This is a genomic window from Thalassotalea montiporae, assembly GCF_053485855.1.
In genome coordinates this window covers 1,063,137-1,084,983 of record NZ_JBQRUO010000001.1, presented here as the reverse complement: position 1 = coordinate 1,084,983, position 21,847 = coordinate 1,063,137, and the positions used below count along the sequence as shown (strand labels likewise).

General features: G+C 43.3%; 14 protein-coding genes. 9 read left to right on the top strand and 5 right to left on the bottom strand.

The features are described from left to right. Positions 1-204: 204 nt before the first annotated feature. Both aroC and prmB read right to left on the bottom strand, forming a co-directional pair. Positions 205-1,293 carry a chorismate synthase gene (aroC, locus tag ACSLUR_RS04690; RefSeq protein ID WP_448552244.1) on the bottom strand — a complete coding sequence of 363 codons (1,089 nt, stop codon included), beginning with the start codon at positions 1,291-1,293 and terminating at the stop codon, positions 205-207. Further along, positions 1,293-2,294, bottom strand: a complete 1,002-nt coding sequence (gene prmB / locus ACSLUR_RS04685) for a 50S ribosomal protein L3 N(5)-glutamine methyltransferase (RefSeq protein ID WP_448552242.1) — start codon at positions 2,292-2,294, stop codon at positions 1,293-1,295. The genes aroC and prmB overlap by 1 nt, the downstream gene beginning before the upstream one ends. Positions 2,295-2,383: 89 nt before the next feature. Between prmB and smrB the strand changes: the two genes are divergently transcribed. Then, a complete protein-coding gene (gene smrB / locus ACSLUR_RS04680; protein ID WP_448552240.1) occupies positions 2,384-2,917 on the top strand; it encodes an endonuclease SmrB in 534 nt (177 codons plus the stop codon). A gap of 90 nt (positions 2,918-3,007) precedes the next feature. On the opposite strand, the gene sixA is transcribed toward smrB, so the two are convergent. Further along, positions 3,008-3,499, bottom strand: coding sequence for a phosphohistidine phosphatase SixA (sixA, locus tag ACSLUR_RS04675; RefSeq protein WP_448552238.1), 492 nt, complete (start codon positions 3,497-3,499; stop codon positions 3,008-3,010). A 212-nt stretch (positions 3,500-3,711) separates the two neighbouring features. Here sixA and ACSLUR_RS04670 point away from each other — a divergent pair, with 212 nt between their 5' ends. The 3 genes from ACSLUR_RS04670 (at position 3,712) to ACSLUR_RS04660 (ending at position 11,793) form a co-directional block, all read left to right on the top strand. Beyond that, positions 3,712-6,498, top strand: coding sequence for an insulinase family protein (locus ACSLUR_RS04670; RefSeq protein ID WP_448552236.1), 2,787 nt, complete (start codon positions 3,712-3,714; stop codon positions 6,496-6,498). A gap of 239 nt (positions 6,499-6,737) precedes the next feature. After that, positions 6,738-11,267 (top strand): EAL domain-containing protein, encoded by a 4,530-nt coding sequence (locus ACSLUR_RS04665; RefSeq protein ID WP_448552234.1) that lies wholly within the window; start codon positions 6,738-6,740, stop codon positions 11,265-11,267. 220 nt (positions 11,268-11,487) lie between these two features. Continuing rightward, the gene (locus ACSLUR_RS04660; protein ID WP_448552232.1) at positions 11,488-11,793 is read left to right on the top strand and encodes a hypothetical protein; all 306 of its coding nucleotides are present in this window, start codon (positions 11,488-11,490) and stop codon (positions 11,791-11,793) included. 877 nt (positions 11,794-12,670) lie between these two features. Here ACSLUR_RS04660 and fadJ read toward each other — a convergent pair. Continuing rightward, positions 12,671-14,845: a fatty acid oxidation complex subunit alpha FadJ gene (gene fadJ / locus ACSLUR_RS04655; RefSeq protein WP_448552230.1), complete on the bottom strand. Its 2,175-nt coding sequence runs from the start codon at positions 14,843-14,845 to the stop codon at positions 12,671-12,673. Beyond that, complete coding sequence (fadI, locus tag ACSLUR_RS04650) at positions 14,845-16,149, bottom strand: acetyl-CoA C-acyltransferase FadI (RefSeq protein WP_115999611.1); 1,305 nt, start codon at positions 16,147-16,149, stop codon at positions 14,845-14,847. The genes fadJ and fadI overlap by 1 nt, the downstream gene beginning before the upstream one ends. Positions 16,150-16,411: 262 nt before the next feature. Between fadI and ACSLUR_RS04645 the strand changes: the two genes are divergently transcribed. Genes ACSLUR_RS04645 through ACSLUR_RS04625 form a run of 5 tightly spaced genes read left to right on the top strand, consistent with a single transcriptional unit; the run spans position 16,412 to position 21,847 of the window. Beyond that, positions 16,412-17,368: an AAA family ATPase gene (locus ACSLUR_RS04645; RefSeq protein ID WP_448552227.1), complete on the top strand. Its 957-nt coding sequence runs from the start codon at positions 16,412-16,414 to the stop codon at positions 17,366-17,368. A 10-nt stretch (positions 17,369-17,378) separates the two neighbouring features. Continuing rightward, positions 17,379-18,386 carry a DUF58 domain-containing protein gene (locus ACSLUR_RS04640; protein ID WP_448552225.1) on the top strand — a complete coding sequence of 336 codons (1,008 nt, stop codon included), beginning with the start codon at positions 17,379-17,381 and terminating at the stop codon, positions 18,384-18,386. Continuing rightward, positions 18,374-18,928, top strand: a complete 555-nt coding sequence (locus ACSLUR_RS04635) for a DUF4381 domain-containing protein (RefSeq protein WP_448552224.1) — start codon at positions 18,374-18,376, stop codon at positions 18,926-18,928. The genes ACSLUR_RS04640 and ACSLUR_RS04635 overlap by 13 nt, the downstream gene beginning before the upstream one ends. Further along, positions 18,921-19,922, top strand: coding sequence for a vWA domain-containing protein (locus tag ACSLUR_RS04630; RefSeq protein WP_448552222.1), 1,002 nt, complete (start codon positions 18,921-18,923; stop codon positions 19,920-19,922). Before ACSLUR_RS04635 ends, ACSLUR_RS04630 begins: the two co-directional genes overlap by 8 nt. A 2-nt stretch (positions 19,923-19,924) precedes the next feature. Beyond that, a complete protein-coding gene (locus tag ACSLUR_RS04625) occupies positions 19,925-21,847 on the top strand; it encodes a vWA domain-containing protein (protein ID WP_448552220.1) in 1,923 nt (640 codons plus the stop codon).

The following is a 21,847-nucleotide window of genomic DNA, read 5'->3' as shown; positions in this document are numbered from 1 at the left end:
TTTATTGGATGTAGAATAACTATATCGGCACAAATTTGGCTTATTCTCCCACCGCTGACAACGCTCTGAATTGATCAATTAATTAATTCAATTGGTATTATTATCGCATATAAAAAAGCTCGCCGCGGCGAGCTATGTCAATTTTATCGCTTAACAGCTTAAGATAAGTTAACTTTCATAAGCTTGCTTGCGTTTGCCGCCAGCCTATTCAATTACTGGTGTAGTGCAGGCCACGTCAGCGTTTTGACCACGATGACGTAAATAATGATCCATTAAGGTTAACGCCAGCATAGCCTCAGCAATAGGCACAGCGCGAATACCTACACATGGATCGTGACGCCCTTTCGTTGCGATATCCATAGGCTGGCCGTCAACATCAATGGTTTGACCGCTAACGCCAATACTTGAGGTTGGCTTAAGCGCAATATTGGCTACAATTGGCTGACCTGAAGACAAGCCCCCCAATACGCCACCAGCGTGATTAGAAGCAAAACCTTCAGGTGTTAATTCATCGCGATGCTCTGAGCCTTTCTGATTAACCACCTCAAAACCGTCGCCAATTTCAACGCCTTTAACCGCGTTAATGCTCATTAAACTGTGAGCAATGTCAGCGTCTAAACGATCAAAAATCGGCTCACCTAAGCCAACAGGGACGCCTGTGGCAACCACCATGATTTTTGCGCCAATAGAATCTTTTTGCTTAATAATGCCGCGTAAGGTTTCATCTAACGCGTCAAGCTTAGTGTCATCGGGGAAAAAGAAAGGGTTCTCCTCTACAATATCCCAGTTAAACTGCTCTGCTTTAACGTCAGCAATTTGTTTCACACAAGCCTTAATCTCAATACCTAATTGTTGTTTTAAGTACTTTTTCGCAATCGCACCAGCCGCTACACGCATTGCGGTTTCACGCGCTGACGAACGACCACCACCACGGTAATCACGAAAACCGTATTTTTGCGTATACGTGTAATCAGCGTGCCCCGGACGGAAGCTTTGTGCGATATTACCGTAATCTTTAGAGCGTTGATCGGTGTTTTCAATTAACAAGCCAATGGGAGTACCTGTTGTTTTACCTTCAAACACACCCGACATAATTTTCACTTGATCTGCTTCACGTCGAGCAGTGGTATAACGAGATGTGCCAGGCTTACGGCGATCAAGGTCAAATTGCAAATCTGCTTCCGAGATTTCTAAACCCGGTGGGCAACCATCAACAATAGCACCTAAACCTAGACCATGACTTTCACCAAACGTGGTGACCGTGAATAATTTTCCGTATGTATTACCTGACATTATCTTGCAACGACCCGTTGATTAAAAATTTCTTGATGTTCCTCTAATTGTGCCTTTGTTAGCACAAAAACGCCGTGTCCACCGCGCGTAAACTCAACCCAATGAAAAGGGACTTCAGGATAAGTTGCTTCAACATGAATTTGTGAGTTACCTACCTCACAAACCAAAATGCCATTATCACTGAGTTGACTTGCTGCCTTGGCTAATATTTCACGCGTGATATCTAAGCCGTCGTGACCAGAGCCAAGCCCCATTTCTGGTTCGTGAATGAATTCAGCAGGCAAGCTGTCAACATCTTCCTGATCGACATACGGTGGATTCGTCACAATTAAATCATATTTTTCCTGTGTGACAGAAGCAAATAGATCAGACTGAATCGGAATAACTTGTGCCATTAAACCGTGACCTTCAATGTTAATTTGCGCAACATCCAGCGCATCTGTCGATAAGTCAAGAGCGTCCACTTCAGCATCAGGGAAAGCATAAGCACACGCAATAGCGATACAGCCGCAGCCCGTGCAAAGGTCTAATATACGCGTAGGCTGATGTGACAAATATGGGGAAAATTGATTATCTATCAACTCAGCAATCGGCGAACGTGGTACAAGTACGCGCTCATCCACATAAAATGACAAACCAGCAAAACTTGCTTGATTGGTCAAATAGGCGGCGGGAATTTGCTCTTCAATTCGGCGCGCAATAAGTTCAAATAACGCCTGCTTTTCATCAGCTAACAGTTTGGCTGTTTTGCAACGTTCAAATAACTCGTTGGGCAGCGCCAGTGTGTACATCACTAATTTAACCGCTTCATCCCAAGCATTATCGGTGCCGTGCCCAAAAAATAAATCAGCGCGATTAAACTCGCTTGCCGCCCACCGAATCCAATCTTCAATCGTCGTTAATTGTTCAAATATTGGATTTGCTAGCTGTTGGCTGGCTATGTCTGGATCTAGCGACTCTTGCTGTGGCTCTGGGGTGGTTGACACTGTTTTTTCTGACATGGCTATCTTGCGCGTTCTGGCGTACTAATGGAGGACAAAAAAGGCCAACTACTATATCATTAAACTCTGTTTACGTGTTCAACTTTGCCATGAAATTTAAAGATTTATTAACCGCTGAAGAAAAGCAATTATTCAAAGATGAAATTGGTAAAGTTAAACGGCTTAAACAAGACAAAGTCGTGCATCAAAAAAAGCGCCCGACTTCTGCGGTTGTAAAAGCAAATCAAATGACGACAAGGCAAGTGGCTGAGTTTCATTTTTCTGATGAATTTGAGCCCGATTTAAATCACACAGGTCCAATGCAATACGTTAAGGAAGGCACCGACAGCTATGAAGCCAAGAACCTGCGCCGCGGAATTTATCATCCCGAGCTAATTTTAGATTTGCACGGGTTAACGCAAGAGCATGCTAAACGGGAAATTGCTGCCCTATTGCTAGCTTGTCATAAAGAACATGCGCGCTGTGTGTGCATTGTTCACGGTATTGGCAACCGAATTCTAAAGAACAAAGTGCCTCACTGGTTAGTGCAGCACCCTGATGTACTAGCATTTCATCAAGCGCCTTTGGAGTATGGTGGTGACGGTGCTTTGCTCGCGCTTGTTGATATCAAAGATAAGTATTGATACCCATTTGAGTTAACCGTGCTGTTGTATGCTTATACCTGTCAATAGGCCTTTTCATAGCTACTTATTGCTATAGAGTTTTGTACGTAGCTAGCCTAAATCACTTGGCGCAACGACGCCATTGAGCTCGCCAAGCATAGTGTTTACATCATATTCTATTTCAGCAATACCTGCCGTTTGGAAGATAGGAGCAAACTGCTGCTGTGTGAATTCTGACACTAAATAACTCACCAATGGCATATGCGAAACGATCAATAAGGTTTCTGTTGATGTCGACATCAATTCACCATCGATTAAATCACGTACTTGAGGCGCAGAGCCTGACGGGGTGATCATGGATTGAGTAACAACTAGCTCGGTTAGCGCTTGAGTCGACAGAGGCAAATATTCAGCAAGGGTTTGATAGGTTTGCTGAGCACGCAAGTAAGGACTAACCCAAATTTTGCTTGGCGTAATTGATTTGCTCGCCAACCATTTGCCCATTATAGCGGCTTCATTAATACCGTATTCAGTTAATGCACGTTCCGCATCAGAGTTGGCCGTCGCTTCTGCTTGACCATGTCGCATTATCAAAATCTGCATTAACTGTCTCCCGCACTTCAATAAATCGCGGTTATTGGTAAAAAATTCCGGCTATAGTAAAAGAAACGCGTTATGATTAATAACAACTCTTAAGAATAAAATAAACTGGCGTTATTCCCTCAAGTAATTTATAACAAAAACAACGCTATAATCAAAAGTATATACACGATTTTCCGATGGTGCTGTTCGATATAAGTGTGAAATAGGAATTTATGTTGAAACAAAGCCCTAATGACAAAAAACAATATCAGCCGCTGACACTTAGCAATGGTTTACAAGTGCTACTTGTACAAAACACTGAGTCTGAAAAAGCAGCGGCAGCTTTGGCAATTAATGCTGGTCATTTTGATGACCCTAGAGACCGCGAAGGCCTAGCGCATTTTGTTGAGCACATGTTGTTTTTGGGCACTAAAAATTATCCCGATGGTAGTGAATACCAAAAATTTATCAGTCAGCACGGTGGCCATCATAATGCATGGACAGGCACTGAGCATACCTGCTTCTTTTTTGACATTCAAAGTAATTACCTACCTGAAGCGTTAGCAAGATTTGCTGACTTTTTTATCTGCCCGCTACTTAGCGAAGAATTTGTTGAAACTGAGCGACAAAATATTGATGCCGAATTCAAATTAAAATTAAAAGACGACATTAGACGCTTGTACGATGTTCACAAGGCAACCGTAAACCAAGCTCATCCATTTTCGCAGTTTTCTGTCGGCAACCTTGAAACCTTAGCCGATCGCGATGGGCAAAGTGCACAAGCAGACATTCTTGCTTATTTTGAACAAAATTATCGCGCTAATTTAATGACCCTTGCCATCGAAGGGCCGCAGCAACTTGAGGAATTAGAGCAGCTCGCTAAACAGTACTTTTCATCCATCAAGGCTGGTGGTGATAAAAAAACGATAACCACACCCTTATATTTAGCTGAGCACTTAACGCAAGAAATATCGGTTACCCCTGTCAAAGAAGAAAGACAATTAATTGTCAGCTTTGCGATGCCAGGTATCGATGAATATTACCAGCACAAGCCGGAATCAGTGCTTACTTACCTGCTAGGACATGAAGGCAAAGGCAGTATTCTATCGCTACTCAAGCAACAGCATTTGGCTTTGGGGCTTACCGCAGGCTCTGGGATAAACGGTTCAAACTTCAAAGATTTCAATATCAGCATCTCGCTCACCGAACAAGGCGAGCAAGAAATTGATCGTATTCTCGACATCGTTTTTAGCTATATTCAGTTATTAAAATCAAAACCGTTATCGCACACTTACTACATTGAAAAGCAAAAGCTCGCGCGCATCGCTTTTGACTATATGGAAAGGCTCAAGCCGCTTGATTCAGTTAACCAGCTCGCGGTGAACATGCAACACTACCCTGTGGAAGACTATATCGCCGGCGATTATTTAATGGCAGGTATGTGCGATGACAGCGTAGAGCACTTGTTAACCTTTTTATCTCCCAACAATTGTCGCATCGTTAAAATCGGACAAAATTACCAATGTGATCAACTAAGCCCTTGGTATCAAGTGCCCTATCATGTGAGTGCCATTTCGCCTCAAACGCTAGAGCGCTGGCAAACCATAACTGTCCATCAAGACTTAAAACTACCAGCGCCAAACCCTTATATCATCGACAAGCCTCAGGTTTGGCCTCACAGCCATGAGTCAAGCAAGCCTGCGCTAATTGACAACCACAATGGCTTATGTGTTTGGTACAAGCAAGATACAACGTATAAAGTGCCCAAAGGGTACATCTATATTGGTATAGATTCACCACTTGCCATTGCATCTACTGCTAACATTGTCATGACGCGCATGTTCGTTGATATCTTTAGTGATCAAGTGATTGAAGAACATTATGACGCTGAGTTAGCAGGCATTCACTATCAACTCTATGCGCATCAAGGTGGCATGACACTACAACTATCAGGGCTCAGTGAAAAGCAACCTTTGCTACTAGAAAGGCTATTAGCTAGCCTTATTCAACATAACTTTACTGAGCAGGCATTTGAGCAGAGCAAAGCATTACATGTTAAGCAGTGGCAAAATGCTGACAAGAACAAGTCTATTTCTCAACTATTTGCGACCTTGAGCTCATTAATGCAGCCCCACAATCCGGCCGCAAGTGAATTATTGGAAACGGTTAGCTCAATCTCGTTTGCTCAGTTTATGCGCTTTTGTGGCAGACTATTCGAACATATCACCCTAGAGGTATTGATCCACGGCAATTGGCTAGAAAGTCACGCTCGAGCAATAGCCAAGCAAATAGAAGACGGGTTTAATCATTGCTTTGATGGTCGTAATCACGTTAGCTGCCCAGTTATAGATATCAATGGACACCAAGAATATATAGTGCCGGTGTTACTGCCCGAGCATGATCACGCAGCCGTGTGCTATTACCCACAAGCAGAAAAAGACGAACATTCAACGGCATTAACCATGCTAACCAGTCATTTTCTCGCACCTCTGTTTTTCCAAGAAATGCGCACAGAAAAGCAATATGGATACTTAGTTAATGTCGGCTATATACCTATTAACCGCTACCCAGGTATTGCATTTTACATCCAGTCTCCACATACCTCGCCGATAGAGCTAGTCAGCGCGATGGATGAGTTTATTGCAACGGTGAGTGATAAACTGTCAGGTGTCACCAATGAGCAATGGCAAACGTTTAAATTTGGCCTAAGTGCACAGTTAGCTGAGAAAGACACTAGCTTACGCACAAAAAGCCAACGCTTTTGGGCAGCAATATCCAATCAAGATTTTACCTTTGATCGCAAGCAGCGCCTGCTTGAAGCTATCAATGACATATCGCTAGAACAAGTCATCGCGTTTATCGAAAAGGTACTATGTAAAACTGACAATCAAGACTTCATTAGCCGATTAACATTAGTTTCACTTGAGAATAAAAGGCAAAGTAAACAATGGGAAGATAGAGGCGCCATAATTATTAACGAACCAAGTGAACTAAGCCAAAAGACGGAGCGAAAATACTAAAGCTCAGACACCAAGTTTTTAGCCAAACCTTAGGCTAATTTTTATCAAGATTGAGACATTACCGACGATTGTTTGAGCATATATCCTACACTTTTCTCAACAAATTTGACTTAGCACAAAGCATTCGATTAAATGTAGCAAACAATAATTATAAATGAACTAGCTAAGCCCTAGGCTGCTAGCAAAATAATTTGGCTGTTCTTTCTTTATATAAAGCTTTACATAGAGTTTTCTTTTTTTTGCTGTTAATTGCTGTGCCAATAACGTCGGTATTGGTTAGCAAAATATCGCACGCCAGCCATTTCGAAAATAACGCAACTTTTCAGCAATTCACCACCTCTGATGGCCTATCACAAAGTTATGTGTTTTCTATTGTCCAAGACAGTAATGGCTTTCTCTGGTTCGCAACAGCTGATGGTTTGAATCGTTATGACGGGTTTGAATTTGTGCATTATCGACACAATGTTCAAGATCCAAATTCGGTGGCTGACAATTATATTCGAACTTTATTTATCGATAGCGAAAATACCTTGTGGGTTGGTACAAAAGGTGGCCTCAGCCGATTTAATCCTTCCCGTAATAACTTTGATAATTTCACCGCCAATCAGGAAAACGCTCTTACCTCCTCTAATCAAAGTAATACTAATGCCCTATCCGACAACACCATTTGGACTATTTATGAGGTTGTTTCCAACGTTGACGGTGTTCAACTGCTTGTCGCGACAGAATCGGGCCTGCATAAGTTCAATACCGCGAATAGTCAGTTTACACGGATAGAAAATGGCACAACAGGCGAAAGTTTTAAAGCAGTAAAAAGCATTTACCAAGACGACAAAAAAAATATTTGGTTAGGTACTTTTGATGATGGCGTTTATCTTTCTAATCAAAGCTTTAGTCTGATAAAACACTTAAGGGTTGCAGGTGAAAAAACCAGCCAATGGAATTTCACTATTGATGCTACTTCATTATTTGATATTAAAGAAATTGCAGAAAACTATTGGCTAGCAACAGACAACGGTATTTTTATTGTTGATAAGAGCTACCAGCTTAAACACCATATCACCCAACAATCGACTGACTTCCAATTACTGTCAAATCAAATCAGAACCTTATTACCGACCCAAGGCAGCAAACTATGGCTTGGGACCAAAGAAGGTATCAATGCCATAGATTTATTGACCCTATCAATCAGCCAAGTCGCGAAAAAAGGCTCAGCCCCGAATGGTTTTGAAGAGCCATGGGTGATGACATCTTATCAAGATAGGGTTGGAAACTTATGGTTTGGCACCTATGGCGGCGGTATTCAAAAGCACAGAGACAGCAGTAAGCTGATTAAAACAGGTCCAAGAACGCAGTTAACTCATGACCTTTGGCTGACCTCATTTGCGCAAGACAGCGCAGGTACCCTGTGGTTTAGTAATGAATCAGGTGAACTGTTTAAACAACCACTTGATGCCGAGCTAGCTCAGCCAATATCGCTAAACATTGAAGTCGCGCAAGTACACGTTAAAGACAGCAATAGTCTATGGTTAAAAAGTTACTCACAAGAGCTTTTCGAATTCAATACTCAGTCACTCACGCTTCGACATTTTCAAGCTTGGACAGCTTCCAGTCACAAAATGCAAGAGCTAGTTGCTCTAAACAACCACCTTTGCCAAATCGACTCAGCAAGAAATGTCAGCTGTTTAAACAGCAATAGCGAGCAGGTACTAACTTTTCTGCCGGAAGGAGAACAAGCTGCTGTTTTATTGCAGAAACATACAAACGATAGCTTACTCGTACTGACCGAAAGCCAAGCCATTTATAAATTTTCAATTGCTCAGCAAACATTCGAGTTTATTTATTCTTTAGCAGATATTTACTCTCCCTCAGTAACGGTAAGTCACTTAATACTCAGCCAAGACAGCCTTTGGTTGGCTTCAAACGGTAAAGGCCTAACCCATATTGATTTAACAACTAGTCAAGTAAAAAACTTCATTGAAGGCAATGGTTTGGGCAATAGCTACGTGGCCGACTTACTAATGTCGCCTGACAATCAGCTATGGTTTGCGACCAATAAGGGAATTGGCGCAATTGATGTTAACAGCTTAACGTTAAAGCAGTTCGATCTGGATTATGGGTTGGATCACATCGAATTTAATAGTCATTCTGCGCTTTTAACAAAAGAAGGCTGGGCATATTTTGGTAGCCCTAAAGGCTATGTAAAATTCAAGCCACAACAGCTATTTAATACAACACAGTCAATATCAGCGCCTATCATCAGCAAAATCAACATTGCGAATAAAAACATTGAGACACTAGAACAGTTTGCGGGCCAACACTTTCCTATGAATTTAGCGAATACTAAAGCATTTACCATAGGTCACCGAGATTTCCCGTTAAGCTTTGATTTTGTTGCACCTAATGCCAAGCTAAAAAACCAAACCAGATACCGCTACCGCTTAATTGGCCTAGAAGAAAGCTGGGTTGAAGCTGACAACGAAAACAGGCGTGCGACCTACACGAATTTAAGCTCAGGCGAATATACGTTTGAGGTTGAAGCCTTTGACCTTTTTGACCCGACGCTTGTTGAAGGTACTAAGCTTTCGTTTACTATCACCCCGCCGTGGTGGTTAGACCAAAGCGCGGTTATTCTATATGGCTTAGCTGGCATCCTACTATGCGCTTACTTCTTGCAGCAGTTGCGACATCGTCACGAATATCACTATCAGATCAAGAAAAGCGAAGAGCGATTAAAACTTTCGCTTTGGGGCAGTGGTGATGAAATGTGGGACTGGAATATTCGTACTCAGAAAATATTCCGTTCAAATATCTGGGGCATTTTAGAGTTTCCACAAGATGGCACTCGTAATGTGGGAACAGAGCAAACAAATATTCACCCAAATGATATCAAGCGGGTAACCAACGCATTAGAAGATCATTTTGATAGCAAAACTGAGCATTACGAGACAACGTATCGCGTTCTAGATAAACAAGAAAACTGGGTGTGGGTACTCGATCGCGGCAAAGTCGTTGAACGTAATGAGCAAGGTAAGCCATTGCGAATGACAGGTACCCTTAAAGACGTTAGTCAAATAAAAAAAGCAGAAGAAAGGCTTAAATTATTTGCCAAGTGTATTGAAAACATCTCTGACGCAGTCGTGATTTACGACCGTCAATTTAACACCATTGATGTTAACAAATCTTTTAGCCGTATTACCGGCAGAAGCAAAGCCGATGTTATTGGCGAGCAATTGCAGTTTAATCGCTACCCCGCGAATTTTACACAATCCATTAAAAAGCAGTTAGTTGTTGAAGGCAGTTGGCAAGGTGAAATTGAAAGTTTGCGTCACAACAATGAGCTTTATTACTGTGAATTAACCTTAGATGTTATTCGTGACGAAGGCGACAATATTTCTCATTTTGTTGGCGTATTTTCAGACATTACTTCGCGAAAAGCATCAGATGCTGAACTGCGCCGCCTAGCCAATTCCGACACGCTAACAGGCTTGCCCAACCGTTCATATTTCCAAGCGAATCAGCAACGTTTAGTGAAAAGTAAAACGCCTCACGCCTTGTTAGTCTTCGATCTCGATAATTTCAAAAAAATTAATGACTCCATGGGACATCAAGTCGGCGACCTTATCTTAGTTGAGGTAGCTAAACGAATTGCTCGCGTTGGCGGCAAACGCATTAGCGTATATCGCCTTGGTGGTGACGAGTTTAGTATTATTATTGAAAATACCAATGATATTCATACGGTAACAACGCTCGCCAAAGAGATTCTTAACTGTATTGCTCAGCCATTAAAACTTAAAAACCAAGAAATCGTCTTGTTTAGCAGTATTGGTATTGTGCTTTACCCAGAAGATGGCGCGACGCCAGCAGAACTCCTCAAGAATGCCGATACCGCCATGTATCACGCGAAAGGCAATGGCGGTAATCGATATCAATTCTTTAGCGATTCAATGAATAAGCAAGCGGTTAAGCGTATTCAAATTGAAACGCTTATTCGCCATGGTTTAAAAGAAGATTATTTCTCGGTTTTCTATCAGCCTAAAATAGACATTGTCAGCGGTAAAGTCTCTGGCATGGAAGCCCTAGTGCGTTTTGAAACACCAACCAAAGGCATTATCAGCCCACTCGCGTTTATTCCTATTTCAGAAGAAACAGGGCAAATTATTGATATTGGTGAAATTGTTTTAAGAAAATCGTGTTTTGCAACTAAGCGCTGGATTGATGCGGGTTTATTTGATGGGCGTGTCGCGGTTAACCTATCGGCGGTACAGTTTACACAACCTAATTTGCCGCAGATGATTGCCAATATTTTAGAAGAAAGTCAGCTACCGGCTAAGCACTTAGAACTTGAGATTACAGAAGGCACTGTAATGGATTCGCCGCAGCAAGCTATTGATACCATGCTGCAAATCCGCTCTATGGGTATTCATTTAGCCTTGGATGACTTTGGTACCGGTTACTCCTCTCTTGCTTATTTGAAGAAATTCCCACTCAATACGTTAAAAATAGACAAGGCTTTCGTTGACGATATTGAAAGCTCAGATCAAGGTCGAAACATGGTAGCAACCATAGTAACCATTGCTCACAACTTAGGTATGCAGGTTGTTGCAGAAGGCGTAGAGAATAATAATCAGTTGAGCTTCTTAGCAGGCCTTGGCTGCGAACAGTTACAAGGTTATTTATATAGTAAGCCATTACCTGAAAATGACTTCCAAAAGTACCTGCTAAGCTATCAAATTACTGATAAATCAACGAGCTTCATCAACAGCTAAATCACTTACACGTCAAAATTTTGCCTCACTGCGCTAAGCTTTGCCGCTTGTTTGGCAGGATTTTGACATTTTTGTATTAAACACTCCCAAAAGCTAACACCAACAAAAATAAAACCTTAAACTTCAATGAGTTAGAAACAGTACAATATAGTAAATCAAATTGGCATACATTTGGCTAAACCTTATACGGATTAAATCAATAACCATAAGGAAAAACAAAATGTTAACTTCTATTCTAATGTCAATCTCAATGTCACTAACACAACCTGCTACTGTAGATACAGAACAAGTTGTTGATGGCGATTCAGCCACTTTAGTTAGCCAGAAGCGTCGTGAATCACGTATTAGCCAAAAACGTCGTGAGTCTCGCATTAGTGAAGAGCTTGAGTTAGCAAGCCAAAAGCGTCGTGAATCGCGTATTAGTCAAAAACGTCGCGAATCTCGCATTAGTGAAGAGCTAGAATTAGTTAGCCAAAAACGCCGTGAGTCACGTATCAGTCAAAAGCGTCGTGAGAGCCGTATTTAATGATTAACTTTATTAAATCGCTTTTTCATAAAAAACATCACGAAAATTCAATTGCCGCTAAGATTGAATTTAAAGAAGCCCCCGCTTCGACGTGGTGGAAATAAAAAAGCTAGTCAATTAATCGTCGCATTGACGTCGGCCATCAATTGAAAACAGTTAAGTAGTCGTTAATAGCTATACAGTTAATCAAATAATATGCGACAAGGAAGTTCGCTTATCAGTTATTACCAGTTGCTCGAATGACAAGACAGGAAATTCATAATACTTACTGCACCCCTGCGGAAATCTATTTAGAGAGCGATATAAGAAGCTAAGCAACAGTTAGCTCCAAAAAAGATGAGTATCTCAGCTCTGCTGTATTTAAAGCTAACAGCAGTTAGGCTTTAAATATTAAGTAATTAAACCCAAACGCTTTATTCACCTTCATACGTTTTTTCATACAAAACATTGGCCATAACGCTGGTCCAAAAACTAAGCCACCCAACGCCCAACGTCTACGCCCTAAACCATTTGATAGTGCTTGGCAGTAAAAAAATAATGAAGAAACTAAAGAGCAGACAACCACTAGTAACAACATAATACAACACCCATCACATACTAAGTCGAAAAGAGAACTAGGCTAAGATCGCAAGCCATTTATTGCTTTACCTAAGCACTAAACTTGAAAAGTGCTTAACTTGATTAGCACTAAACTAAAAACAAGCGAAATCACCTGATGAAAAAACGAGCAGAAATATAACAAAACTCGATGGGCATGAAAAGCAAATTGAGTAATTATTCTACAAAAAAAGAGCTCATGTTCGATAAAACATGAGCTCTTTTTAGCGTGTTAAATTACAGGTGCCAATTTAAAGGCAGGTCAGCAAAGTGCTGATAGTTAGTAGCAAGTAGTGCCCTGCTCTGCCATATCAACGAGTGCTTGGCATGGCTTATAACGCTCACCGTGCTGCTGTGCCCACTGATTCAGCTGGTTAACAATGTTAACCGCTCCAACTTTATCGATATAACGGAATGGACCGCCTAAGAATGGTGGGAAACCAATACCAAAGATTGCGCCAATGTCACCATCGCGTGCATTACGCACAACACCTTCATCTAAACAGCGCATAGCTTCGTTTAACATCATGTAAACGCTACGCTTAGCAATTTCCTGCTCTGTTAGGCTGCCACTTGGGGTAATGCCAAGTAAGCCGTAAATGGTTTCATCCACTTGTTTTTTACCTTTTTTGGCAGCTTTGCCATACAAGTAAAAACCCTTGTTTGACTTTTTGCCTAATCGACCATCATTGATTAATCGATCAAAGGCCTCAGGCGCAGTGAAACGCTCGCCTAATTCAGCGGTTAAAATTGGCGAGATTTTAGCACCAATATCAATACCAACTTCATCAAGTAACTGCATTGGCCCAACAGGGAAACCAAATTTAACCAGTGCTTTGTCGAGTTTCTCAATTGGCTCACCAGCAAGTAACATACGCGCTGCTTCGTTCATGTATGGCGCTAATATACGGTTAACAAAGAAACCCGCCTTATCTTTAACCACAATTGGGGTTTTACCTTGCTTTTTGGCAAACGCCACTGTCGTTGAGATAGTTTGATCTGAGGTTTTCTCATGAGCAATAATTTCTGCCAATGGCATTTTATCGACAGGAGAAAAGTAATGCAGACCAATCACATTCTCAGGACGCTCCGCTTTTTCAGCGATTTGGCCAATTGGCAGGCTTGAGGTGTTACTGGCAAAAATCGTTTCAGGCTTACAGTGTTGCTCAACATCAGCAACCATTTTTTGCTTTAATGACAAGTCTTCAAATACCGCTTCAACGACAATATCAGTGTCATTAAAGCCAGAGTAATCTAACGTGCCTGTAATGGCTGACATTTGCTTTTGCATTTCACTGTGACGCATAAAGCGGCGCTTAACTTTCTTATTCAGTAAATCAAAACTGTATTTAAACGCGGCATTAATGCCATTGTGTGCGATATCTTTTACACGCACAGGCACTTTCGCTTTGGTTGCGGTAACAAAAGCAATACCACCGCCCATCAAACCGCCACCTAGTACGCCAGCTTTAGCCACCTTTTCAGGAGCAACACCTTCGACACCATCTTCTTTTTTCATTTCTGTGGTAGCAAAGAATAAGTTACGCAGCTGCTCAGACTCTGGCGTCATCACCAAGTGGCCAAAATGATCGGCTTCCACTTGGTAACCCATCGCCGGTGAGTTTTCTGCACCAGTGCGCACACAATCAATAATTTTTAATGGTGCTGGGTAGTTACCCTTAGTTTTCGCCAATACTGACTTGCTCGCTTGATCAAAAACAATTTTGCGACCAAATGAGTTACCTTCAAGTAACTTATCCATTAACGAGCGCTTCACTTGCTTAGCTCTCACTTTGCCTGCTAAGGCGAGCTTTTCAGCGGTTGCGACCAAAATAGTATTCGGTACAACATCATCCACTAGCCCAGCTTTTAGTGCTTGTTTAGCACGCAGCTGTTTGCCCGTTAGCATCATATCTAATGACTTTTGAATACCGACAAGCTTAGGTAAACGCTGGGTGCCGCCGCCACCTGGCAATAAGCCAAGTTGCACTTCAGGCACACCTAATGCCGTTTTCGGGCTATCGCTACAAATACGTGCATGACACGCCATGGCTAGCTCTAAGCCGCCACCAAGACACGGGCCATTAATGGCGGCAATAATTGGCTTAGGAAACTTCTCCATTTGATCGAAAACCATCTGCCCCTGACGAGACAAAGTAGTTGCCTCTTCTGCCGTGGTGCAGCTAGCTAGCATGTTAATATCAGCACCAGCGACAAATGAATCCGCTTTACCACTAACAATCACAACACCAGTAATACTGCTATCGTCTTTGATCTCTTTTAGCATTTCTGTGACTTGCTCACTAAATTCTGCCTTAAGCGTGTTCATGGTTTCGCCCGGTACATCCATGATCAAATGGGCGATACCGTTTTCTTGACGCACTAGCGTAAATACGCTGTTTTCGCCCGCTTGCTTTTGTTCTTGAGCAGTCGCTTGAGTCGTTGCTTCAGTCATTAGTCTGTCTCCACAATCATGGCAGCACCTAAACCACCTGCAGCACACGCCGTGGTTAAGCCAACACCGCCGCCACGACGATTTAATTCATTAAGTGTTTGGGTAATTAAGCGAGCACCTGTTGCCGCAAATGGGTGACCATAAGCCAGTGAACCGCCCATAACATTGAACTTGTCCATGTCAATTTCACCAATCGCTTTGTCGCGACCTAAATGCTCTTTAGCAAACTTAGTCGAGCCAAACATCTTCATATTTGCTAATGCTTGCGCTGCAAATGCTTCATGCATTTCAATTAATGTTAAATCGCTTAATTCCATACCCGCGCGTTTTAAAGCAATTGGCGTTGCGTAACTTGGCCCCATTAACATGTCTTCCCAGACATCGATAGCAGCAAAGCCATAGCTTTTGATATAACCAAGCGGCTTGTAACCTAGCTCTTTGGCACGCCCTTCGCGCATTAACAAGACCGCAGCTGCGCCATCGGTTAACGCTGTACTGTTCGCCGCTGTTACTGAGCCATGTTTGCGATCGAACACCGGACGAAGCTTGGCGTAACCCGCTAACTCTGAGTTTTCGCGAATACAGTTATCTTTTTCGATAAATGATTTGTGAGGCTGTGGATGCGCCGCCATCACTTCATTATCAAGTTTGCCAGCAGCCCAGCTTTCAGTTGCTAATACGTGTGAGCGATGCGCTAATTCATCTTGTGCTTGGCGAGTAATACCATGCGTTTTCGCCATTTGCTCTGCCGTTTGTCCCATTGAAAGGCCGGTCGAGTATTCAGCAACAGCAGGTGGTACAGGCAATAAGTCTTTCAGGCCAAGTTGTCTAACTAGCGCAAACTTTTGCCCCATGGTTTTCGCTTTTGATAAATCCAATAGCGTTTTGGCCAGCTTTTTCGTCACCCCAATTGGCGCCACGGATGAAGAATCAGCGCCACCAGCAATACCAACGTCAACCACACCCGCCATGATTGACTCGGCAACATTGACAGTAGATTGGAAGCTAGTAGCACAAGCGCGTGAGACACTATAAGCATCAGTATGCACGTTCATGCCGGTCCCTAAGACAATTTCACGGGCGATATTGGGTGCTTCCGGCATTTGCACCACTTGACCAAACACTAATTGGTCTACAATTTTCGGATCAATGTCATGCTTTTGCATGAGCTCATTAACCACCATTTTTCCTAGGTCTACGGCAGGTACGCCATGAAAGGCTGTTGCCTGTTTAGCAAAAGGCGTACGCAAGCCTGCGACAACGGCAATACGCTCTCCTTTTGGAGTCGCTATGGTATGGGACATTGTTTATCTCTCTTATTTAAGAGGTCAGACCTCTTTGGGTTTTCTTCAATTTTAACGCTTAAGATATTTTTTTCAACTTTCCCCTGTTTAGAGCATGTTGGTCATGACAACGGCACGCACTAATTTTCTTACAAGTTTGTGCTTGTAATAAATAGTTTGAACCTTATATAACAAACAGCGTCATATTCTCGGCAGTCACTAACTTTTCCCTTAGTGTTGTCGTAAACACATAAAAATAGAAGATAAATAGTAAACAATTCTTATGACTATCGAGCATTTTTCAACTCTTAAAGAGCACTTATCTCAACAAATTATTGGCCAGCAAGATATGGTCGAAAACCTGTTAATCGCCCTTCTCGCTAACGGTCATTTAATTGTTGAAGGCCCACCAGGACTTGCCAAAACTCGTGCCGTAAATGCGTTAGCGGATGGCTTAGAGGCAGATTTTCATCGCGTTCAGTTTACTCCCGACCTGCTTCCTGCTGATTTAACCGGTACCGATATTTACCGCCCAGAAGATGGCACCTTTGTGTTCCAGTCTGGTCCATTATTTAGAAACCTAGTTTTAGCCGACGAAATCAACCGGGCGCCCGCGAAAGTGCAATCGGCACTGCTTGAAGCCATGGCTGAAGGGCAAATTACCGTTGGTCGTAAAACTTATCAATTACCCGAGCTGTTTTTGGTGATGGCAACACAAAACCCGCTAGAGCAAGAAGGTACTTACCCACTGCCCGAAGCCCAGCTTGATCGCTTTTTAATGCACCTTGATGTCAGCTACCCAGATGCCGCTAGTGAGCTAGAAATCTTAAAGCTCAATCGTGGCGAAGCATTAAAAACCGAAAGCAAACCACTGCGTACCCTGTCGCAAGAGGAAATTTTTGCCGCTCGTGAAGAAGTCTTAAAAATTCATATGGCACCTGCGGTTGAGCAATATATCGTCGATTTGATTATTGCCACTCGCCAACCTGAAAAATATGACGAGAAACTAAAACAATGGCTAGCCTTTGGCGCTAGCCCACGTGCCACGATTGCCTTAGATCGCTGTGCTCGTGCCCGTGCTTGGTTGCATAATCGCGATTTTGTTAGCCCAGAAGATGTGCAAGCCGTTGTTCACAACGTACTAAGACACAGATTACTGCTAACTTACCAAGCCGAAGCCGAAGGCGTGACCACGAACCAAGTGATTAGTCACTTATTATCTTTGGTGGCTATCGCTTAGTGGGTTTGTGATGAAGTGGTTTAGTCGCGCCGCCGACACTGGCAAGTTTGCAGCAATAACGCAAACCTTAAATGAGTTACAAAGCGATGGCCTGACGCTCAGTATTGAGGAGCTATTGCGCTATCAAAGTAAAACCAGCCTGATTGATTTAAAAGCATCGCGCAATCAGCAATCACGTATGTCTGGCAATTATTTATCGCGCAGTAAAGGCCGTGGTATGGAATTTGACGAAGTGCGTCATTACCAGCACGGTGACGATATTCGGGCGATTGACTGGCGTGTAACCGCACGTACCGGAAAAACGCATACTAAGCTTTACCGTGAAGAAATTGAGCGCCCAGTGTTGGTTGCAACCGATTTAAGCACCAGCATGTTATTTGGCAGCCAACTGCTGTGCAAATCAGTGCAAGCAGCGCACATTGCCGCTCTTGTCGCTTGGCATGCTAAAGCACGAGGCGACCGATTAGGTGGTATGGTATTTAACGAAACCACCCACCAAGAATGCAAACCTCGCTCGCGCAAGCAAGGGGTATTACATTATTTGCATCACTTAGAAACGATGCATGCCGCCAGTTTTGCCAACCAGCAAGCCTTAGCTGCTCAAGATTTTGCTAGCGCATTTGCTGACAACTGCCAGCGCCTAAGACAACTGGCCAAGCCCGGAAGCCTAGTGTATTTAATTACCGATGGTCACGCGATTGGCAGCGAAAGTGTTCGCCATTTATCGCAATTAAGTCGCCACTGTGAGCTGATTGTTTGCATGATCACTGATCCACTTGAAGTGGCACTGCCAAGTTCTGCTCAGCGCCTTAACGTGGCAATGACAGACGGTGAGCAACGTCAACAGGTAACCTTAGGCGATCAACATGCCGCGCAAACTTATCAAACCAAAGTTGACGGCTTAATGGCAGCGCGTAAACAGCTCTTTCGCCAAGCCGGTGCAAGGTTGCTGACCTTATCAGCGGGTGAGTCACTCGAACAACAACTGATAGACGGAGCACACCAATGGATCCGTTAACGCAACTTAAAGATATTCACCTGCCACAGCAGGTGACTAACTTGCCGATTGCCCCCGGTTGGTGGCTGTTACTGGTGCTTAGTATTGGCTGCATTGTGTGGGCCGTGCTAGCGTTTATTCGCTATCGTAAAGTGCGCAAAACACAGCGACAGCTCTTAACGGCATTATCAAGCTCAGTAACACTGGAAAGCAGCAATCAATTGCTAAAATTAGCGCTTATTAGTTACTTTCCACGGCAGGAAACAGCCAGCTTATTTGGAAGTGAGTTAAGAGCCTTCTTAGTTGCCGCACTGCCGTTAAAAAAACAAGCAAGCTTTGAACAACTGATGCCTGAGAACCTTAGCGATATTTATCAAGCCAATACGCAGTTAAGCCTAGATAAATTTAACCAAGCCATACGCTTTTGGTTAACTCATGCACTACCTGCAAAAAAACATGCTTTGGCTGTCGCCCCTAACAAGAATAGAGATGACAAAAACACAGCTAACGAAAGCACCGTGAAACAAACGATGAAAACAACTACTCGAGGTCAAGATGATTAGTTTTGCTTGGCCTTACTTATTATTAGCGCTGCCACTACCACTCTTGGTGTATTTTTTACCAGCAAAGCGCCAAGCACAAGTTGCGGCGTTAAAAGTCCCAGCACTTGTCACTGGTTTAGATGCCGGCGCACAAGCGGATACCAATAAAAAACTTCCGTTATTCGTATTGTCTTTGGTTTGGCTGTTATTAGTTCTTGCCGCCAGTCGCCCCCAATGGCTAGGTGAGCCAATTGATATTCCAACCGAAGGCCGTGAAATGATGATTGCCGTTGATTTATCCGGCAGTATGCGCGTTGAAGATATGGAGCTAGGCGGCAGTACCGTGAACCGCCTGCAAATGCTTAAAGTGCTACTTGGCGATTTTATTGAGCGCCGAGTTGGTGATCGCCTTGGGCTAATTTTGTTTGGTGACGACGCTTATATGCAAACCCCGATGACCTTTGATCGCGAAACCGTTGGGCAAATGCTCGATGAAACAGTACTTGGTTTAGTTGGCCAAAAAACCGCGATAGGCGACGCGATTGGCCTTGCGGTAAAACGCTTTGAGCAAAAAGAAGAGTCAAACCGCGTATTACTGCTGCTCACCGATGGTCAAAATACCGCTGGAAGAATTACCCCAGAGCAAGCATTAGAATTAGCTGTTGCCAAAGGCATAACTATCTACACTATCGGTATTGGCGCCGATGTTATGCTGCAACGCTCACTTTTTGGTATGCGCCAAGTTAACCCATCCAGTGAGCTAGACGAAAAAACCTTAACTAAGCTTGCTGAACAAACCGGTGGCCGTTATTTTCGAGCTCGTGACAGCGAATCAATGGCGCAGATATATCAATTGCTCGATCAGCTAGAGCCTGTAGAGCAAGATCAACAACAAATGCGCCCGCTGACCGCCCTGTTTTTCTGGCCACTTGCGTTAGCTCTGATTATCGCGTTACTGCATTTAGTGTGGCTTAACCTGCCTACTGGCCGCTTATCTAGAGATTCGGGAGCCTAGTTATGTCAGAATTTCATTTTATTCGACCACTGTGGTTAATCGCCCTACTCGCACTACCGCTAATTATTTGGTTAGTCAAACGCTTGCAAGTGAGTCACAGCGGCTGGTCTAACATTTTACCGCCACATTTGGCAGCGCGCATGATGGAGCAAGGTGGCCCAACCAAAGGGTTATCCGTTGTTCCCGCCAGCCTCATTTTTATATTCGCGATAATCGCTTTAGCTGGCCCAACATGGCAAAAATTGCCCCAGCCGGTTTATCAAGTTGAACGTGGTTCTGTGATTGTCATAGATATGTCCTATTCCATGTATGCCACTGATTTAGCACCTAACCGCTTAACCAGAGCCCGTTATAAGGCCGTTGATTTACTCGACAACCTCAACGAAGGGGATATAGGTTTAGTCGCTTATGCCGGTGATGCATTTGTTATTAGTCCGCTAACTCAAGATATCAATAACATTAAACTATTATTGCCATCGTTAAGCCCAGAGTTAATGCCAGCACTAGGTAGCAATCCGTTAGCTGCACTTGATCTTGCACAGCAGATGTTAGCCAATGCGGGACATGTCGAAGGTGATATTTATTGGTTTACCGACGGTATCGACCAAGAAGACGTTAAAGATTTAAATGATTGGTCAGCTCAATACCCGCATACGGTTAATATACTTGGCATTGGCACACGAGCAGGCGCCCCCATCAAATTACCAAACGGTGAACTGATGAAAGATGATCGCGGTGCTATTGTCGTGCCAAAATTATCAGATCAATTCTTATATGGCGTTGCCGGTAAAAGTAGCGGCGAGTACCGAACGATTCGCAGCGACAGCTATGATATTGACGCTTTAATTAGCAATGCTAAACGAGTGCAGGATAAAGACAGTACTGATAGCGATGAACTGGTCGAAAGCGAGCAAAACTTAGGCGATCAGTGGCAAGAAGCTGGCCCCTACTTACTGGTTGTTGTACTTCTTTTACTGCTGCCTTATTTTCGCCGTGGCTTACTTTTGGGCGTGTTACCCGCATTACTATTATTAACGCCAAGCGAGCAAGCAATGGCGATTGACTGGCAAAGCTTATGGCAAACTAAAGATCAACAAGGACAAAAAGCGTTCAACCAGCAGGAATTTGAGCAAGCTGCCAACACGTTTAACGACCCAATGTGGAAAGGCTCGTCACTTTATAAAGCTGGCGATTATCAGGCTGCGGCTGAGGCATTTGGTAAATTGGAATCCGCACAAGGCTACTACAATCAAGGTAATGCGTTAGCCAAAATGCAACAGTTTGACGAAGCCATTAAAGCTTATGAGCAAGCGTTAGCCCTTTCACCCGAGCATAGCGATGCTCAGGCTAACAAAACCTTAATTGAGCAGCTGAAGAATCAGCAAGAAAACCAGCAGCAAAATCAACAAAACTCAGATCAGAATCAGGACAACCAACAGAGCGATCCGCAAAAAAATCAGCAAGAAAATCAGCAACAAAACGATCAGCAAGGTCAAGGTTCACAAGGTGACGAATCGCAAAGTCAGCAAGAGCAACAAAGTGATGCGAGCCAAAATGATGAGCAACAGAGTAATGACCAACAAAATTCGAGTCAGCAAAATAGCCAAAATGACCAGCAAAACGGCTCAGATAGCAGCTCTCAGCCACCAGAGCAGCAAGGGCAAGACGCTGCACAAAATGAACAGCCGCAAGACAGCGCTGTAAGTGATCAGCAACAGGAAGAATCAACAGATAATGCGCAGCAGCAGGCTCAAGCCGCAACAGCAGGTGAACAGCCGATTGATCAAGAGCAAGCACAAAAGCATCAGCAATTACTGAAAAAAGTGACCGACGATCCTTATTTACTACTGCGTAATAAAATGCAGCTGGAATATCAAAAAAGACGCCAAGAAGGTTCAAACAACGGAGTTAAGAAAAAGTGGTAA

What these genes read in the sequence shown, in the direction of transcription:
- ACSLUR_RS04670 (WP_448552236.1), top strand. Translation starts at nt 3,712, where the DNA reads ATGTTGAAACAAAGCCCTAATGACAAAAAACAATATCAGCCGCTGACA.
- ACSLUR_RS04640 (WP_448552225.1), top strand. Translation starts at nt 17,379, where the DNA reads ATGAAGTGGTTTAGTCGCGCCGCCGACACTGGCAAGTTTGCAGCAATA.
- fadJ (WP_448552230.1), bottom strand. Translation starts at nt 14,845, where the DNA reads ATGACTGAAGCAACGACTCAAGCGACTGCTCAAGAACAAAAGCAAGCG.
- fadI (WP_115999611.1), bottom strand. Translation starts at nt 16,149, where the DNA reads ATGTCCCATACCATAGCGACTCCAAAAGGAGAGCGTATTGCCGTTGTC.
- ACSLUR_RS04625 (WP_448552220.1), top strand. Translation starts at nt 19,925, where the DNA reads ATGTCAGAATTTCATTTTATTCGACCACTGTGGTTAATCGCCCTACTC.
- ACSLUR_RS04660 (WP_448552232.1), top strand. Translation starts at nt 11,488, where the DNA reads ATGTTAACTTCTATTCTAATGTCAATCTCAATGTCACTAACACAACCT.
- smrB (WP_448552240.1), top strand. Translation starts at nt 2,384, where the DNA reads ATGAAATTTAAAGATTTATTAACCGCTGAAGAAAAGCAATTATTCAAA.
- sixA (WP_448552238.1), bottom strand. Translation starts at nt 3,499, where the DNA reads ATGCAGATTTTGATAATGCGACATGGTCAAGCAGAAGCGACGGCCAAC.
- ACSLUR_RS04630 (WP_448552222.1), top strand. Translation starts at nt 18,921, where the DNA reads ATGATTAGTTTTGCTTGGCCTTACTTATTATTAGCGCTGCCACTACCA.
- ACSLUR_RS04645 (WP_448552227.1), top strand. Translation starts at nt 16,412, where the DNA reads ATGACTATCGAGCATTTTTCAACTCTTAAAGAGCACTTATCTCAACAA.
- aroC (WP_448552244.1), bottom strand. Translation starts at nt 1,293, where the DNA reads ATGTCAGGTAATACATACGGAAAATTATTCACGGTCACCACGTTTGGT.
- prmB (WP_448552242.1), bottom strand. Translation starts at nt 2,294, where the DNA reads ATGTCAGAAAAAACAGTGTCAACCACCCCAGAGCCACAGCAAGAGTCG.
- ACSLUR_RS04635 (WP_448552224.1), top strand. Translation starts at nt 18,374, where the DNA reads ATGGATCCGTTAACGCAACTTAAAGATATTCACCTGCCACAGCAGGTG.